This window comes from Bacillus sp. NTK071 (assembly GCF_017303315.1).
GTDB lineage: Bacteria > Bacillota > Bacilli > Bacillales > Guptibacillaceae > Guptibacillus.
Genome location: NZ_JAFKOI010000002.1, coordinates 17,392 through 33,909 on the forward strand (window position 1 = coordinate 17,392; position 16,518 = coordinate 33,909).

General features: G+C 39.5%; 17 protein-coding genes. All 17 read right to left on the reverse strand.

The features are described 5' to 3' along the window. Nucleotides 1–14: 14 nt before the first annotated feature. The 17 genes from JI666_RS04245 to mgsA all read right to left on the reverse strand — a co-directional run bounded on the left by JI666_RS04245 (nt 15) and on the right by mgsA (nt 16,515). Nucleotides 15–509 carry a YpoC family protein gene (locus JI666_RS04245; RefSeq protein WP_206889339.1) on the reverse strand — a complete coding sequence of 165 codons (495 nt, stop codon included), beginning with the start codon at nt 507–509 and terminating at the stop codon, nt 15–17. Then, nucleotides 499–1,161 carry an endonuclease III gene (gene nth, locus JI666_RS04250; protein ID WP_206889341.1) on the reverse strand — a complete coding sequence of 221 codons (663 nt, stop codon included), beginning with the start codon at nt 1,159–1,161 and terminating at the stop codon, nt 499–501. Before nth ends, JI666_RS04245 begins: the two co-directional genes overlap by 11 nt. A 225-nt stretch (nt 1,162–1,386) precedes the next feature. Beyond that, the gene (locus JI666_RS04255; protein WP_206889343.1) at nt 1,387–2,106 is read right to left on the reverse strand and encodes a DnaD domain-containing protein; all 720 of its coding nucleotides are present in this window, start codon (nt 2,104–2,106) and stop codon (nt 1,387–1,389) included. A gap of 198 nt (nt 2,107–2,304) precedes the next feature. After that, on the reverse strand, nt 2,305–3,597 hold the full coding sequence (asnS, locus tag JI666_RS04260) for an asparagine--tRNA ligase (protein ID WP_206889345.1): 1,293 nt from the start codon (nt 3,595–3,597) through the stop codon (nt 2,305–2,307). Between the two features lie 170 nt (nt 3,598–3,767). Next, nucleotides 3,768–4,955, reverse strand: coding sequence for a pyridoxal phosphate-dependent aminotransferase (locus JI666_RS04265; RefSeq protein WP_206889348.1), 1,188 nt, complete (start codon nt 4,953–4,955; stop codon nt 3,768–3,770). Nucleotides 4,956–4,975: 20 nt separating this feature from the next. Beyond that, nucleotides 4,976–5,473: a cell wall elongation regulator TseB-like domain-containing protein gene (locus JI666_RS04270; RefSeq protein ID WP_206889351.1), complete on the reverse strand. Its 498-nt coding sequence runs from the start codon at nt 5,471–5,473 to the stop codon at nt 4,976–4,978. A 13-nt stretch (nt 5,474–5,486) separates the two neighbouring features. After that, the gene (locus JI666_RS04275; protein WP_136947239.1) at nt 5,487–5,657 is read right to left on the reverse strand and encodes a YpmA family protein; all 171 of its coding nucleotides are present in this window, start codon (nt 5,655–5,657) and stop codon (nt 5,487–5,489) included. A gap of 307 nt (nt 5,658–5,964) precedes the next feature. Further along, nucleotides 5,965–6,789, reverse strand: a complete 825-nt coding sequence (locus JI666_RS04280) for a ComEC/Rec2 family competence protein (RefSeq protein WP_206889352.1) — start codon at nt 6,787–6,789, stop codon at nt 5,965–5,967. Nucleotides 6,790–6,831: 42 nt separating this feature from the next. Next, nucleotides 6,832–9,627 (reverse strand): ATP-dependent DNA helicase DinG, 3'-5' exoribonuclease type, encoded by a 2,796-nt coding sequence (dinG, locus tag JI666_RS04285; protein WP_206889354.1) that lies wholly within the window; start codon nt 9,625–9,627, stop codon nt 6,832–6,834. A 142-nt stretch (nt 9,628–9,769) separates the two neighbouring features. Next, nucleotides 9,770–10,153 (reverse strand): aspartate 1-decarboxylase, encoded by a 384-nt coding sequence (panD, locus tag JI666_RS04290; protein WP_206889356.1) that lies wholly within the window; start codon nt 10,151–10,153, stop codon nt 9,770–9,772. Between the two features lie 2 nt (nt 10,154–10,155). Beyond that, nucleotides 10,156–11,016, reverse strand: a complete 861-nt coding sequence (gene panC, locus JI666_RS04295) for a pantoate--beta-alanine ligase (protein ID WP_206889358.1) — start codon at nt 11,014–11,016, stop codon at nt 10,156–10,158. Next, complete coding sequence (gene panB / locus JI666_RS04300; RefSeq protein ID WP_206889360.1) at nt 11,013–11,852, reverse strand: 3-methyl-2-oxobutanoate hydroxymethyltransferase; 840 nt, start codon at nt 11,850–11,852, stop codon at nt 11,013–11,015. Before panB ends, panC begins: the two co-directional genes overlap by 4 nt. Nucleotides 11,853–12,128: 276 nt before the next feature. Beyond that, the gene (locus JI666_RS04305; RefSeq protein WP_206889362.1) at nt 12,129–13,106 is read right to left on the reverse strand and encodes a biotin--[acetyl-CoA-carboxylase] ligase; all 978 of its coding nucleotides are present in this window, start codon (nt 13,104–13,106) and stop codon (nt 12,129–12,131) included. Continuing rightward, nucleotides 13,091–14,278, reverse strand: a complete 1,188-nt coding sequence (locus JI666_RS04310) for a CCA tRNA nucleotidyltransferase (protein WP_206889364.1) — start codon at nt 14,276–14,278, stop codon at nt 13,091–13,093. Before JI666_RS04310 ends, JI666_RS04305 begins: the two co-directional genes overlap by 16 nt. After that, nucleotides 14,275–15,411 (reverse strand): N-acetyl-alpha-D-glucosaminyl L-malate synthase BshA, encoded by a 1,137-nt coding sequence (gene bshA, locus JI666_RS04315; protein WP_206889366.1) that lies wholly within the window; start codon nt 15,409–15,411, stop codon nt 14,275–14,277. Before bshA ends, JI666_RS04310 begins: the two co-directional genes overlap by 4 nt. After that, a complete protein-coding gene (bshB1, locus tag JI666_RS04320; protein ID WP_206890347.1) occupies nt 15,408–16,115 on the reverse strand; it encodes a bacillithiol biosynthesis deacetylase BshB1 in 708 nt (235 codons plus the stop codon). The genes bshA and bshB1 overlap by 4 nt, the downstream gene beginning before the upstream one ends. After that, entirely contained in the window at nt 16,102–16,515 is a 414-nt protein-coding gene (gene mgsA / locus JI666_RS04325) for a methylglyoxal synthase (RefSeq protein WP_206889369.1), read from the reverse strand. The genes bshB1 and mgsA overlap by 14 nt, the downstream gene beginning before the upstream one ends. Nucleotides 16,516–16,518: the final 3 nt, after the last annotated feature.

Sequence of the window (16,518 nt, forward strand, 5' to 3'; positions counted from 1 at the left end):
GTTACTTTATATAGTCATCCAACACATTTTACTCTCCACTTCTTATGTATCTCCCCTATCATTTCATCTAGCTGGATAAATGATACATAATGACCTGGTTGATCAAAAAGATATTGTATGCGTTCCTTTCCATTTAATGGCTTAACAGCGAGAGTATCGAATATCTCTTTCCAAATACCCGGGCATGCACGTAGACCGTTTATCCAAAATAAGGCTTCAAGAAAATACCCGATTTGTGCGGTCATTTCAGTTGTTACATGACATCTACCTCGCTCTCCGAATAGTTTAGCCAGTTGAGGCTTAAGTACTTTCCACTCTATGAAATACTGGTTTAGATAAGTATCTGGTGCATCCCAAGGTTTATCTGAATCATTTCCTCGTTGGTGCATGACTTCAAAAGAAAACGGAAGCCGTCCATCACGTTGCTTTAATATCCCAATCCAATCAGATTCCATGAAAAAGAATGAGTGGTGTAATTCGTTAGATAAAACTACTTTTTTATCTTCCATTTCGTACTCGCTGCTTCATTCGCTTTTGACCTTCACGACAGAGATCAAGCAATGGACATATATCGCATTGTGGTGACTGTGCTTTACAATGGTACCTTCCAAAGAATATGAATCGGTGATGAGACACAGACCACTCTTCTTTAGGTATTTTCCTCATTAATGTTTTTTCGACTTCGAGGACAGAATCCTTCCACCTGCATATACCAAGTCTTTTGCTAACTCGCTCAACATGCGTATCAACGGCAATGGCTGGCACATCAAAGGCTACTGATGCTATGACATTCGCCGTCTTACGTCCTACGCCTGAAAGCTCCATAAGCTCTTCTCTCGTTTCAGGCAATCTCCCTTTATATTGTTCTACGACTGTACGAGCAAGCTTTTTAATGTTTTTTGCCTTATTTCTAAAAAGACCGATTCGTCTGATGTCATTCTCTAACTCTTCAATAGGTACCTCAAGAAAGTCTTCTGGTCCCTTGTATTTAGCAAACAACCCTGGGGTGACTTTATTTACAAGTGCATCCGTACACTGAGCCGATAATACAACGGCGATAGCAAGTTCAAACGGGGTAGAATGATTTAACTCACAATGGGCATCAGGGAACATCTCACCCATTGTGTCAAGAACACTTCTGATTTGGACTTTTGTAAGCAATTTCAGCATTCCTTTCTTATAAAAAGGCTATGTTAATGAGTGGTGTTGATTTTTGGCTCATTTAGGCCCTGCGATTGGCCATCACACAGCGACCTTTCAGCTTTTCTGAAAGGCGAGTGAAACTAAGGCTTCACTCGAATGAGTCAAAAATCGAGAAATCAACAATGGATGCTAACATATTATATAAAAAAAAGCGGAAGTTTAGCTTCCGCTTTACGCTATTTTCTATCGACCAAGCCAGTTATAAATTGGGGCACTTTGGCCTGAATCATTTTTGGAATCAGGTTTAGAAACCGGTGTTTTTTTGTCATACTGATGTTTCCTAAATTTCTCGCCATAGGACCTCGCTTGATCCACTGTTTTAATTCCGTTTCGTTTCCATTCAAATAATATGCGATCAATATACCGAAAGTTAAGTTTACCGGCAAGGACAGACTCTTTTAGAGCTGCTTTAATAAGTTCTGAGTCATGTTTATCTCCATCAATCCACATAGCTAGCGTTTCACATTCAATCGGTGAAAGAGGTCTAGCAAATTCACGTTCAAAAAGCGTATATAGACTTTCTTCACTTTCTATGTTTCTGGCTGCAGATTTTTCTGCCTCTTCTTGTTCTATTGCACCAAAAATGCGATCCCAAAGTGGAATAAGGGAATATGCTTCTGAATAATAGTTCTTGTCTTCGTTTCGGTGTTCTTCAATAGTAAGTACACCTTTCTGCATTAACTGTTGGATTTTATCTAAACACGCTTGCGGTGAATAAGTCATAGCTGATGCAAGCTCTTCTGGTGTAGGAAATGAGTTTCCCTGTTCAATAAAGCTGTGTAGTTTAATTAGAAAAAAAGTATCTTCCTCATGTAGACCAATTCTAGCGTAGTAATTTAGCAGCAGTCTCGGTACTGAGAAATGACCTTCATTCAATATTTGAATCATGTGTTCCTTCTTCATCCCATCCACCTCTACCTTTCATTATAGCATGTGGGTAATTCGTGAAGGGAGTATAAAAATTTAGAGCACTATAGATGCCTCGAATTCCTATATCCTCTATTCATTTCTACCTTTATGATTTTCTAAATACGAATACAACACTCTCTTAGATAAAGACGCCTCTTTCACTAAGAAAGAAGCGTCAGCTTTGTTATTCTATCACGGATAAAGACGATTTAAAAGGCGCGGGAATGGAATTGTTTCACGAACATGTTCCACACCAGAAAGCCATGCAACTGTTCTTTCTAATCCTAGGCCGAAACCGGAATGTGGAACTGAACCATAACGACGAAGTTCAAGGTACCATTTGTATGCATCATCCGTTAGGCCATGTTCCTCATAACGCTGCTCAAGAAGCGCAAGGTCATCAATTCTTTGACTTCCGCCAATAATTTCACCATAACCTTCAGGTGCAATTAAATCTGCACACAACACAACGTCTTCACGCTCAGGATCTGGTTTCATATAGAATGCTTTAATATCTTTTGGATAGTTTGTAATGAAAACTGGCTTCTCAAAGCTTTCTGCAATCGCCGTTTCATGTGGGGCACCAAAGTCTTCTCCCCACTCGATGTCTGTAAAACCTTTATCCTTAAGAAGGGTAATCGCATCATCGTATGAAATACGTGGGAAAGGTGCTTTAATTGCTTCTAGTTTTGATAAATCACGTTCAAGTGTTTTAAGCTCCATTTGACAGTTATCTAATACAGACTGAACAAGGAAGCTTACATACTGTTCTTGAACTTCAAGACTCTCCTCATGATTCATAAACGCCATCTCAGGTTCAATCATCCAGAACTCAATTAAATGACGACGTGTCTTGGACTTTTCTGCTCGGAATGTTGGCCCAAACGAAAATACTCTTCCAAACGCCATTGCAGCAGCTTCCATATAAAGCTGACCACTTTGTGAAAGATAAGCATCTTCCTCAAAATATTTTGTATGGAACAAATCCGTTGTTCCTTCAGCAGAACTACCTGTTAAAATTGGCGGATCGATTTTAACGAAATCATTCTCATTAAAGAATTGGTACGTTGCACGGATAATTTCGTTACGAATACGTAGAATAGCATTTTGACGGCGCGAACGGATCCAAAGATGGCGGTTATCCATCAAAAATTCTGTTCCGTGCTCTTTTGGTGTAATTGGGTAGTCAATAGCTTCATGAATTAATTCAACGTTGGTAACTGTAAGTTCATAACCTGATTGTGAACGATCATCTTCACGAACAATTCCAGTTACCCATACAGAAGACTCTTGTGTCAGGTTCTTCGCTGCTTCCCATGCCTCTTCTGAAACTTCTTTTTTTACCATAACGCCTTGAATAAATCCAGTTCCATCACGAAGTTGTAGAAACTGAATCTTACCACTAGAACGCTTATTATGTAGCCATGCACCAATTGTTACAGATTGTTCAACCTGTTTATCTACATTTGAAATCGTTGTTTTCACTGCTAATTTCCCTCCAACTAATTAAGAAAAGCGATCGCACCGAACACCTACCTCCAATTGACATTTTCGGTAGATGTCTTGCATCGTATGATCGCTTTATATTGTTAATGTTTTCAAATCGAAATGTTCAATCTATATTATACCGATTATTTGATTAGACAACAACTTGCTTAGACAGCTTGTTTCGCTTTAACAAACCGCTCAATTCGATGTATAGCTTCTTGAATAACATCTAAAGAAGTAGCATAAGAAAGTCTCACGTTATCAGGGGATCCAAAACCGGATCCTGGTACAAGAGCGACCTTCTCTTCTTCAAGAAGTCCTTTTACAAAGTCATCGACAGAATTGAACCCAGTTTTCTCTGCCGCTTCTTTTGCATTAGGGAAAAGATAGAAAGCGCCTTGTGGCTTAACACAAGTAAATCCTGGAATGCTACTCAACTGATCGTAAACGGTATTGAGTCTTTCTTCAAAAGCTTCTTTCATTTCTACAACAGGCTTTTGTGACCCTTCATATGCCGCAAGTGCTGCATATTGAGAAATGGAGGTAGGGTTTGATGTTGAATGACTTGCAAGGTTTGTCATAGCTTTAATGATTTCTTTTCTACCTGCAGCGTACCCAATTCTCCAACCTGTCATAGAATGTGATTTTGAAACTCCGTTAATGATAATGGTTTGTTGCTTTAATTCATCAGAAAGCTGAGCAATTGAAGTATGCTCTGCTCCATCATATACAAGCTTCTCGTATATTTCGTCTGAAACAATCATAATGTCATGCTTTAAGCAAAACGCACCAATTTCCTTCAATTCTTCAGGTGTATAAATAGAACCAGTTGGGTTTGAAGGTGAGTTAATGATGACAGCCTTTGTTCTAGTTGATACAGCTTTCTCGAGTTGATCAACTGTCACTTTAAATGATTGATCCTCTTTTCCCTCCACATAAACTGGATGACCCCCCGCAAGCTTTACCTGTTCAGGATAACTTACCCAGTATGGTGTTGGGATGATGACTTCATCACCTTCATCAAGAATAACTTGAAATAACGTATATAGTGCATGCTTTGCTCCTGTGCATACGATAATTTCTTCAGGATTATAGGAAAGATTTTGGTCTTGCTCAAACTTTGATATGATACTTTCCTTAAGTGGAACAATACCACCAGCCGGTGTATACTTTGTTAATCCTTCATCCATTGCTTTTTTAGCTGCTTCTAAAATGTGTGAAGGTGTATTGAAGTCTGGTTCCCCTGCACCAAGTGCGATTACATCGTGCCCTTCTGCTTTTAACGCTTTCGCTTTCGCTGTAATTTCCAGTGTAGCAGATGGCGTAAGAGCCGCGACTCGCTTTGATAAATTCATATTGATTCCTCCCATTGTCCTTAACTTTGTCTAATCGTTCTCGACCGCCAGTATTCTCCATTGCTAAAATAATAATAAGCAAACGTGTAGCGATTATCGGTATCGATAAAAGTGGCTTCCCAAACAAGAACCTGCTGATCCTCTTTATTCGTTTCGATACCCGGTTTAATACCAATAACCTCCTTAGGAGAGAACTGTTCCGAGATCTTGTTTTTAATTGTCTCAGAGGTCACACCCTCATTGGTTTTCTTAGTTACGAGTGGTGCTTTCTTTTCAGGTACGAACACAAATACTTCTTCACCATTTTTATTTGGACCTTTTAATACAACAAAAGCCTCTTTTGTACCATGATATTGGATCGCTTCATCTATTGTAGATATTACAGATTCTGACTGTGCTCTTTGTGTAGCTTTTTCTTCAAGCTGGTTAGGGTGATCAAGAACGGAGTGATAAAATGAAACCCCTTGCCAAATCAATAATACAAAAATAACACTAGCAATAATTCCTATTACTTTCATCACGTTCATCCGATTATGTACGATAAATCGTAAAGATCATCTGTTCCTGGTCTTCTTCATCAAGTGCAAGACCGAACATTAGATCCTTTTCTTTTAACGTTCGATTTAATGAGTCTACAATTTTATAAATATCAAGTGACTTGCTGACTTTAACAGTCGACAATACTTCTATGTTACTTTCCATTTCTGCCAACTCCCTGTTTAGTAAGTTATTTAATCTCTGCATAGATAAGCTTCAATGAGATCCACTCACCCCTAAATTTACTACTTATAGTTGAACTGGTAAGAGACAAACTATAAGTACCGCCAAAAGCGGTGCACTACTAATAGTGCCCCACTTCCAACATTGCCTGCGCCCATGCGCAGGCTCCTTTACTTTAGCTCTGTTTAATAAACTTTCCTAGTAGAAAGCTCAATGATAATAGCCATCGTTTTCTAACCCTATTTTTCAATAAGTTGCGGTATTTTGCAACATATAATCGTAAGAAAGTTTACCTTGTTTCTTTAGTTGGAAGCGTAATGACATCGTATCGATCGTTCTGGAACCTTAGTGTGACACTTCCGATTCGATAAGGGTAATAAACGTCTGTCCAAGTTTCACTTAAACGTTCAAGCACAGATTCACTTACATCAATATTTTTGTGGCGAAAAATAACAGCCATTTGAGGATCGATTGCACTGAGGAATTCAGCTGAAGTGCCATTACCAGAACCAAAGTTTGCAACTTTCAATACTTCTACCGTTCGTCCCGAAGAAGCAATCGATTCTTCCAATTCCATATCTGTTTCACCCATCATTAATAAATGTTGACTTCCTAAGGATAGCATATATGTGACTTCTCCCGCCTTAGATATGTTTATTATTTCTGCACTAACATCCTCCATCAGTTTAATCTTTTGTTTGTCTTTCACTTTCGTTTGGACAATTTGAGATGGAATAGGCGAAACAAGAGACTTTTGGAGAGGTTCAGTAATCAACAATTCATTGACATTAAAATACCGAAGTAACGTTTTGAAATTACCTGTATAAACTTCATCTGCATTCGTTAAGAAAACTTTACTAATATCTTTTACATTAAACATTTGTAGACGATCAATAAGCTCCTGCTCAGATGAAGAACTACCTGTATTAATTAACACAGATCCGCCTTCTGATCGTTGGAGCAAAATCGCTTCACCTACAGATAAATCAAGAAAAGTAATGGCAATTTCATGATTTCCTAAATGCAAATCAACCGATTCAATAGAGGCTTCTGCACTGGCACTATTTAAAGATAGAACAAGTAATAAACTACATAGCGCAACGAAATTCTTCATCACAATACCTCCCTAAGGATTAGTTTGTGACGAATGAATGCTTTATAACCAAAGATCCAGCTCATTTACTAACTCTTCTACGCTTCCTTCAAGGAGGGGCACATCAGGTAGAGATTTAACAAAAGAACGTCCGTAACGTGTTGAAATGATACGTCGATCGAAAACGAAAACAGCTCCTCGATCTCGTTGTGAGCGGACAAGCCTACCGAATCCTTGTTTAAACCGGATAATTGCCTCAGGAAGAGAGAGCTCCATAAATGGATTTCCCCCTGATTCTTTTAATAGCTCTGATCTAGCTTGGAAAACAGGATTATCTGGTGGGGAGAATGGTAATCGAACGATAATTAAACAGCTTAAATCTTCACCAGGTATATCTACCCCTTCCCAAAAGCTACTTGTTCCAAAAAGAATCGCATCTTCACTTTCTTTAAAATTCTTCGTAAGCCTCACTCGGCTTCCGCTATCAACTCCCTGACTAATTAGTGTCAGTTCATCATGTTCTATTAATTCTTTCATACGATGATGTGCTTTTCGAAGCATGTCATAAGAAGTAAACAGAACAAGCATCCGTCCGCGGGTTACGCGCGCAATTTGTAGAATGGCATTTGTTATATGTTCGACGAATTGACTATCTGATACGTCTTTAATCATCGGAATGTCGGTTGGGATCATTAATCGCGCCTGTTCACTATAATCAAATGGTGACTCATAACGGTGTATAAGTGGACCAAATTCTTCGAGGCCAAGACGATTGATAATATAATCAAAGGAATTTCTAACCGTAAGTGTGGCTGAAGTGAGCAAAATACTCTTTTTCTTACCGAAGTATTCACTCGAAAGGACGTTGCCTACTTCAACAGGCCTGCTGAATAGAAACGCTGAATTCAAAGCGCCTTTCGGATCAATTTCTACCCATTTAACATCGTTCTCATTTTCGTTAAGAAGTAAATAATCTACTTTTGATAGCTCCTCAAGAACCGAGGAATGAATGCCTTTAAAATCAGCGACAGCATTAAGCTGTTCACGCGTTAATTCATCTTCTTTCAGATCCAATTCTTTTTCTAATTTTTTCAGCGCTTTATCAAGGTCTTTTAAATAAAAGACAAGCCTGTGTGCAGCTTCTTGTATCGCTTCCCAGGCAGCACCGCTCTCATTAGATATGCGATAACTTAAACGACCAATCTCATTAGAGCGATTCATATTTTTCAACACATACCTATGAAGCATACGAAAAAGCTCGTCTAAATCGCCAAGAATCGTTTTCACATACGCATCAATTTCTGCTTTATATTCCTTTATTTCTACTTCAACGTCTTTCAAAATACTATTGATTTTTCCGTAGATGCCATCTCCATCTTTCAATCCCATTCGAACAAAGCCCTGCAGAATTGAAAAATAATCCGTTTTTACACCAAAGAACTCCGTGGCAATATCCTCTAAATGATGTGCCTCATCAATGACAGCTTGTTGATAAGCAGGCAATAGTTGATGTTCATTTATTAAATCGCTAAATAAGAGAGCATGGTTTGTAATTATGAGGTCTGCATTCAACGCAAACCGTTTTCTTCTATGATAGAAATCTCGTGAGAACCATGGTGAGCGATGATTAGCAGATACAGCTGCATCACTTTTGACCTGTTGCCAAAAGATTTTCCCTCCGCTTGACAAATTTAATTCTTCTACATCACCATAATCTGTTTCGAGTAGCCAAACGAGAATCTGTGCTTTCGTCAATATCGTATCGTAATTATCTTCTTCGACTCGGTATAGCTGTTGCTCAAACCTTGTTAAGTCAAGGTAATTACTTCTACCCTTAATAATCGTAGCACCGAATTCAAAAGGAAGAATGTCTCGGAGAAAAGGGATATCTCTTTGTAACAACTGCTCTTGTAATTGGATTGTATGCGTACTTACTACCACGGGCTTCCCTGTGTTCTTCGCATGGACAACTCCAGGAAGTAAATATCCAAGCGATTTCCCTATACCTGTTCCTGCCTCAATTAATGCATGCTGGTTTGTATCGAAAGCAAGGGCAACCTGCTTCATCATATCGGTTTGTCCTGCTCGTACTTCAAAACCCGGAATGATCTCTGCCATCTTCTTCTCAAACTCGGCTTGAGCAGATTCGAATGGAATCGCTTCTTTCATAGGCGTAATGTCTGCTAGTTCATCCTGACGTTTAATGGCAATTTCCCGAAACACTTCAAAGTTGCCTTCAGGTTCAATTGTTCGCTGTTTTTCATCAATCGTTTCATTCAGTACAACTTCAATATCGCTGTATAACCTTGGAACTAGTTCTGTTAGCTGCTGTAATGTAACGATTGGAAGCGACTCTAACTTATCAAATAAATATAAAAGTAGCTCAGCTGTTACTTCTGCATCACTATCGGCCTGGTGTGGATTATCATGTTTAAAGTTTAAAAACTCGGCAAGCCAAGATAACTTATACGCTTCTGCTGTTGGAAGTAGAATTCTTGCTAACTCAACTGTATCAATTATCGGACCTGAAAATGGATCATATCCGCTTGCATCGAGTTGCGCGTTCATGAAATTAAGATCAAACCGCACATTATGTGCGACAAAATAAGCTCCATCAAGGCGTTTGAGAAGTTCTGGTGCAACTTCTTCAAACAATGGGGCATCTTTAAGGTCATCCTCTTTTATCCCTGTAAGCTGTTGAATAAAAACTGGTATCGGCTGTTCAGGGTTCACAAATGAGGAATAGCGGTCAACAATAGTTCCTCCCTCAACGATAGCCAATCCTATTTGGATAATACGATCTCCATTTTTGGGAGAATTCCCAGTTGTTTCAAAGTCTATTATTGTATATCGATTCATTCATTTTCACCTCAGTTACTTCAACCCATCACTGTTCACTTTTATAACTTTATCATTTTTTAGGAAGAACGGAAAATAATTTCTAATACCACTATACTTTTCTTATTAAAAAATGCTCTGGACAAGGTCCAGAGCATTTGCACTATAAAATTGTTCCAGCAGGTTCAGCACCAATCATATCGATGATGTGATTATGTTCATTCATAATTGCGACACGTGGAGTAAATTGTCTTGCTTCTTCCTCACTCATCATTCCATATGCGACAATAATAATAACATCTCCCTGTTGAACAAGGCGTGCAGCCGCTCCATTTAAACACACCACACCTGATCCCCGTTCACCTGGAATAATATACGTTTCAAGCCTTGCCCCATTATTATTATTAACAATTTGAACTTTCTCATTCGGTAACATTCCAACCGCCTCAATGATATCTTCATCAATTGTAATGCTTCCTACATAATTTAAATTGGCTTCAGTAACTCGTGCTCTATGAATTTTACCCTTCATCATTGTAACAAACATGGTTACACTCCTATCGCTATTTCACTATAAGCAATTGTATTATCAATAAGTCTAGCCGCAGAGAATTGAACTGCAAGGGCAACGATTACATCGTCTTCTATCGTATTTACTGGTCGTAATTCAGGATAGGATAGCACTTCAATATAATCAATTACTCCGGAAGTTTGTTCTAAATACTCTTTTACCATAGCCTTGATATTTATAGATTGTTTCTCTCCATCAGCGATCGCTCTCACCGCTGCATGTAAACCGCTTGAGAGTTGAATGGCTTCTTTCCGTTCTAACGGAGTAAGATAAACATTACGCGAACTCTTTGCAAGCCCATCGTGTTCCCTTACAATGGGACATGGAACAATTTCAACTGGGACGTTAAAATCGTCTATAAGTCCCTTAATAACAGCAACCTGCTGGGCATCTTTCATACCGAAATAAGCTCTGTCGGGTAGTACAATCTGAAGTAATTTAAGAACAACTGTTGCTACTCCATCAAAGTGTCCTGGCCGTGATTTTCCGCATAATGTATCAACTCGTTCCTTCACACTTAACATAGTGGTGCGCTCTTTTGGATACATTTCATCTACATGAGGATAAAAGAGTATGTCTACTCCAGCTTCAATTGCAAGCTCTTCATCACGCTTTAAATCTCTTGGATATCGATCGAAATCTTCATTCGGTCCGAACTGCAAAGGATTAACAAAGATACTCATGACAACGCAATCATTTTGCTCATTTGCTTCATCTACAAGACTGATATGTCCTTCATGTAGAAATCCCATTGTAGGGACAAAACCAATTGTTTTCCCTTGCCTCATCATGTATTTTGATGTTTCATGCATTTCTTTAATCGTTTGAATAATTCTCATGATCGAACCCTCCCGTACATCCCATCTAACTGTTCATTTTTCATATTAAAAGAATGTTTTTGTTCAGGAAATTGTTGACCTTTGACATCGGCCACATATGTTTGGATCGCTTCATTTATTGTTTCACCAATGTTCGCATATTGTTTAACAAACTTCGGAACGTGTTCTGAAGCATACCCAATAACATCATGATAGACAAGAACCTGTCCATCAGCAGATATACCTGCACCAATCCCAATTACTGGTATGGAAAGTTCTTTTGATACAATTTCTGTTAGCTGTTGAGGGACGCATTCAAGTACTAGAGAAAAGGCTCCAGCTTTTTCAATTGCTTTTGCTTCTTCCACCAAAAGTCTTGCGCTTTCAGATTCTCTTGCCTGTACTTTATATCCTCCAAGTACACCAACCGATTGCGGTGTAAGTCCAAGATGTCCCATAACAGGTATTCCTGCAGTTGTTAGCTTCTGAATATGCATAATTACCTCCGCTCCGCCTTCAAGCTTTACAGCATGTGCACCGGCTTCCTGGAGCATTCTCCCTGCATTGGATAGCGTTTCATAGAAACTGCTATGATAAGTCAAGAAAGGCATATCAGTCACGATAAACGTATTTGGAGCACCCCGTTTCACAGCCTTCGTGTGGAGAACCATATCATCCATTGTCACAGGTACTGTAGAATCATACCCTAGCGCAACCATTCCTACAGAATCGCCAACTAGGATAAGATCAATTCCCGCTGCTTCAGAAAGCTTTGCTGAAGGGTAATCATAAGCAGTAAGCATTGCGATCGGCTGATTGCTCTCTTTCATTTGCTTGAAATTAGTAGTAGTCTTCATGTCATTTTCCTCCTTATTCAGAGGAACATCGAACCGCACAAAAAACCTCCTAATAGAGCATTGCGGCTGACAGGGGTTACCTTATCAGTCTGTGAACACACACAGACTCGCCGCAACACTCCAAAAGGAGGTTACATAACGGTTTCATCCCTCTGTCCCAGTCCATTTGGATCAAGGCAGACTATTTTTTTCAAAAGAAATTAATGGTGCGGTTCTAAACAGATACCGCCCTTTCACTAGTAGTATAGCAGATAATTCTATAAAAGTGGGAAGCAATTAACAGATTTCAATATCTGCAGAATAGATATGGTGAAGCTTCCCATTCTCATCTTCAAGTAAAAGTACGCCTTCTTCGGTAATACCTTTCGCTAGCCCTTCAATCACGCCATTAAGCGTTCTTGCTTTAATTCTTCTGCCGAGACTAACGGCATAACTCTCCCATAGGAGTTTAATCATACGGAAGCCGTTAGTTAAGTATTCTTCATATAATGTTTCAAGTTCATTAAGTATTGCTGCAAGAAGGGCAGATCGATTCACATCATGACCACATTCAATTTTAAGTGAAGTTGCTGTATGTAAGTCCTCTGGAAAATCATCTGTCGAGGCGTTAACATTTATGCCCATTCCAATAATGATTGACTTAATTTGGTCAGCTTCAGCCTGCAATTCAGTTAGAATACCAACTACTTTCTTGCCGTTGATTAAGATGTCATTGGGCCATTTAATTTCTGCCTCAACACCAGTTTGCTTGCGAATGGCGTGAACAACGCTTACCGCAGCAATAAGAGTAAACTGTGGCGCTCGTTGCGGCGGAAGTTTAGGACGAAGAATAAGACTTGTCCAGATCCCACTACCTGACGGAGAATGCCATGATCGACCAAGCCTACCTTTCCCCGCAGTTTGTTCATCTGCTACTACAATCGTCCCATCAACTGCACCTCGATGAGCAAGGTCATGTGCAATGAATTGTGTAGATTCGACGGAAGGATAAGTATGAATGGTTTTACCTAAAAATTCGGTAGTTAATTTCAACCCAATTTCTTCTCGACTAAGCATATCCGGCCTGGACACAATTCGATACCCCTTCTTTTGAACAGCTTCCACTTCATATCCGTTTTTTCGTAGTTCTGAAACGTGCTTCCAAATAGCCGTTCTGGAAACATTTAATGTTTCACTAATCATTTGACCTGAAACATAATTTTCTGCATGGTCTTCAAGCATTTGCAGCAGCTGCTGCCTTATTGAGTCCGCCACTGTTTAAGCCACCTTCTAATGCTGGATTTCTCATTCTTTATCTTTCCTGTAATAACAGCAAGCTCAATTTCCCTAATCGCTTCACCAACCCACGGGCCTGGATTCGTTTGATCCCAACTTATTAAATCATTACCGGTTACGGCGAGCATCTCTCGGGATGTTATAACAAGTTTTGAAATGATTCGATCTATTTTTGTAAAGTCTGGTTCACGTTGATCAATGACTGCAAGCAGCCGTTCGCAAGATTTAGCATTTGGAAAGGCATCATATACAGTGCGATTACTCCACCCGTCATGCTGGACTTCCAATGAGATAGTAATAAGACGTTCGGCCTGTTTTATAATGCTGTTTGACAACCGCCACTCTTTCATGAATGTAACAGGATTTTCTGCATAACTAGAAAGCCAAGCCCAGCGTTCGATTTCCGTTTCAAGAATTGACAGATCTACATTTTTATTAAGCATAGACGGCATTTTACTTAAGCCAGGTAAGAAATGATGCACACGAGACAAAACAAGCTGTATCAAAGCTGAGTTAACGGCTTTACCGGCCAATAGTTTAGAAAACTCTGTTTGAAGGCGTTCTACCGCAACGTGTTTTAGGAGATGGGCATTTTCAGTAAGAGCTTCTTCCGTCTTTGGCTCCAAAGAGAAGCCCAGAATACTTATAAACCGAATGGCACGAAGCATTCTTAAGGCATCTTCTCTGAAACGGTCTTCTGGATTGCCAACAGTTCGAATAAGTTTGAACTCTAAGTCTGTCTGGCCACCATGTAGATCAATTAATTCTCCCTCTTTAGAAAGGGCCATACTGTTGATGGTAAAGTCTCTTCTTGCAAGATCCCCTTCAATGGATCCTAAATATGAAACGCCTGATGGATGTCTGAAATTTGTGTACTTCTTATCTGCTCGAAAAGTAGTCACTTCAAAAGCATCGCTCATGTATAAGACCGTAACCGTACCGTGCTCTATTCCAGTCGGCACTACCTTATCAAATAGTTTAACAATCTCTTCAGGTTTTGCAGATGTAGCCAAATCGAAATCCGATACAGGTAAACCAAGTAACGCATTTCTTACAGCTCCCCCAACGATATATGCATCATAACCTGCTTTCGTAAGGACATTTAGCACATTCAAACAGGATTCAAAAGCATCCCCTTTTAAGCCAATCAAGTAAGTGCTCCTTGAAGCGTCTTGTAATACAATGCTTCGTACTGTTCGAGAATTAGATTCGAAGCAAACTTCGTTTCGACAGCCTCCACAGCGCTTAAGCTCATTTGCTTATGAAGTTTATCATCAGAGAGCAAACGCATTGCATAAGAAGCAATCTGTTCAATGTCCCCAACTTCTGCAATAAACCCATTTACTCCATGTTCAATTACTTCTGGAATGCCACCTATATTCGTTCCAACCGCAGGAACACCGCACGCCATAGCTTCTAATGCAACCAGACCAAAGCTCTCTTTCTCTGAAAGTAATAGTTTCAAATCGCATATAGAAAGAATTTCAGCTACATTTTCCTGTTTACCTAGGAATTTCACTCGATCTTTTAACCCAAGGTCATTTACTAAACGACAAGCTACCTGTATTTCTGGTCCATCACCAATAAGCAAAAGCTTAGCAGGCATCTCCTTTTGAATTCTATTAAAAACTTCGATGACATCAGGTACCCGCTTAACAGCTCTAAAGTTTGATATATGCACGATTACCTTTTCATTTTCATCAATGTTATAACCTTTTCTCAAATCAGCAGGAGCTTTTGGATAATAAACCCGCTCATCCACAAAGTTATAAACGGTGTCAATTTCCTTATCTGTTTCAAGCAAGCGATGTGTCTGCTCTACTAGATCATCAGATACTGCTGTGACTCGATCTGACTTCTCTATACCGAACCTGATCAACTCTGTTAATGATGGATCGTAACCAAGGACAGTAATATCTGTACCATGCAATGTTGTAACAATTTTAATGTCTCTTCCTACCATTTCCTTTGCTAGAAAAGCACAGACAGCATGTGGGACTGCATAATGGACGTGAAGTAAATCAAGGTTCTCGCGTTGAATCACCTCTGCCATCTTACTAGCAAGTGTTAAATCATATGGCGGATAACGAAATACAGCGTATTGATTAACTTCAACTTCATGGAAATAAATATTGGGGTGAAACGTATCCAACCGGAAAGGAACGCTACTCGTAATAAAGTGAACTTCGTGTCCCTTTTCTGCAAGCATCTTGCCTAACTCAGTTGCAATAACTCCAGAACCCCCAACAGTTGGATAGCAGGTTATACCGATTTTAAGTGTCATTTTCTTTCTCCTAACGGGAGTTCTTCCATACATATTAGATTCTTAGCCATAAATCCTTCTGCATATTCTACTCCAGATTCTTTTCCGTATAAGTATTCACGATAAATAACCTTATCAACGTAACCATTCGTTAACGGGGTGGAGACACTCCCTGTATTTAATGTGAACTGACTTTCATATGCTTCAAGTGCCTGTCTTTTCGCTTCAATTTGGTTCGTAATATTAATCGTGAAATCAGGTTTATGGAAACCGTTAATAAAGTAATAGTAAACGTGAGTCACCTTATGGGCAGATCCTAATTCTGGACGATATTTGCGAATTCCCGCAGAGAAAACAGCTTCCTCAACAAGAGTTGCAGCATGACCGTGGTCTGGGTGCCTATCCTCATAGTATGGTACAAAAACAGCGGTTGGCTGTGTATTTCGAATTAATTTCACTACTTCTTTGATCATATCGTCTGAAATTGACAGACCACGATCGGGGAATCCAAGATTATAGCGGATACCTACTGAAAGAATATCTGATGCTGTTTTGGCTTCATGATGTCTAACAAAAATCGTCCCATTTGAAGAAAGCTCAGCTTCTGTTAAATCACAAATTCCTGTACGCTTCCCTTCTTCAGAAAGCTTCTTTAATGTGCCAGCCATACCAATTTCAACATCATCAGCGTGAGCGCCGAATGCAAGTATATCAAGTTTGGTTATTTCTTCCATGTATAATGTCTCTCCAATCCAGTTCTCCTCTTCCAAGAGCATGAACAAGTAATTCTGCACTGCCCATATTTGTTGCCAGCGGAATATCGTATACATCACACAGTCGAATAAGCGCTGTAATATCTGGCTCATGCGGCTGTGCAGTAAGGGGATCTCGAAAGAAAATCACTGCGTCCATATCGTTCTCTGCAATCATGGCTCCAATTTGTTGATCGCCACCAAGTGGTCCAGATTGAAAACGGTGTACTCGGAGTCCCGTCTCATCAATGATGCGTTTCCCTGTAGTTCCTGTAGCAAAAAGCTCGTGAGGATCGAGAATTAACTTATAAGCAAGAGCAAAACGCACTAAATCGTCCTTTTTCTTATCGTGTGCGATTAAAGCGATTTTCATTTG

Excerpts from the sequence above, each read along its gene's own strand:
- JI666_RS04270 (WP_206889351.1), bottom strand. The coding sequence starts at position 5,473 with ATGAAAGTAATAGGAATTATTGCTAGTGTTATTTTTGTATTATTGATT.
- JI666_RS04280 (WP_206889352.1), bottom strand. The coding sequence starts at position 6,789 with ATGAAGAATTTCGTTGCGCTATGTAGTTTATTACTTGTTCTATCTTTA.
- mgsA (WP_206889369.1), bottom strand. The coding sequence starts at position 16,515 with ATGAAAATCGCTTTAATCGCACACGATAAGAAAAAGGACGATTTAGTG.
- JI666_RS04255 (WP_206889343.1), bottom strand. The coding sequence starts at position 2,106 with ATGAAGAAGGAACACATGATTCAAATATTGAATGAAGGTCATTTCTCA.
- dinG (WP_206889354.1), bottom strand. The coding sequence starts at position 9,627 with ATGAATCGATATACAATAATAGACTTTGAAACAACTGGGAATTCTCCC.
- panC (WP_206889358.1), bottom strand. The coding sequence starts at position 11,016 with ATGAGAATTATTCAAACGATTAAAGAAATGCATGAAACATCAAAATAC.
- JI666_RS04245 (WP_206889339.1), bottom strand. The coding sequence starts at position 509 with ATGGAAGATAAAAAAGTAGTTTTATCTAACGAATTACACCACTCATTC.
- JI666_RS04275 (WP_136947239.1), bottom strand. The coding sequence starts at position 5,657 with ATGGAAAGTAACATAGAAGTATTGTCGACTGTTAAAGTCAGCAAGTCA.
- panB (WP_206889360.1), bottom strand. The coding sequence starts at position 11,852 with ATGAAGACTACTACTAATTTCAAGCAAATGAAAGAGAGCAATCAGCCG.
- JI666_RS04265 (WP_206889348.1), bottom strand. The coding sequence starts at position 4,955 with ATGAATTTATCAAAGCGAGTCGCGGCTCTTACGCCATCTGCTACACTG.
- panD (WP_206889356.1), bottom strand. The coding sequence starts at position 10,153 with ATGTTTGTTACAATGATGAAGGGTAAAATTCATAGAGCACGAGTTACT.
- bshA (WP_206889366.1), bottom strand. The coding sequence starts at position 15,411 with ATGACACTTAAAATCGGTATAACCTGCTATCCAACTGTTGGGGGTTCT.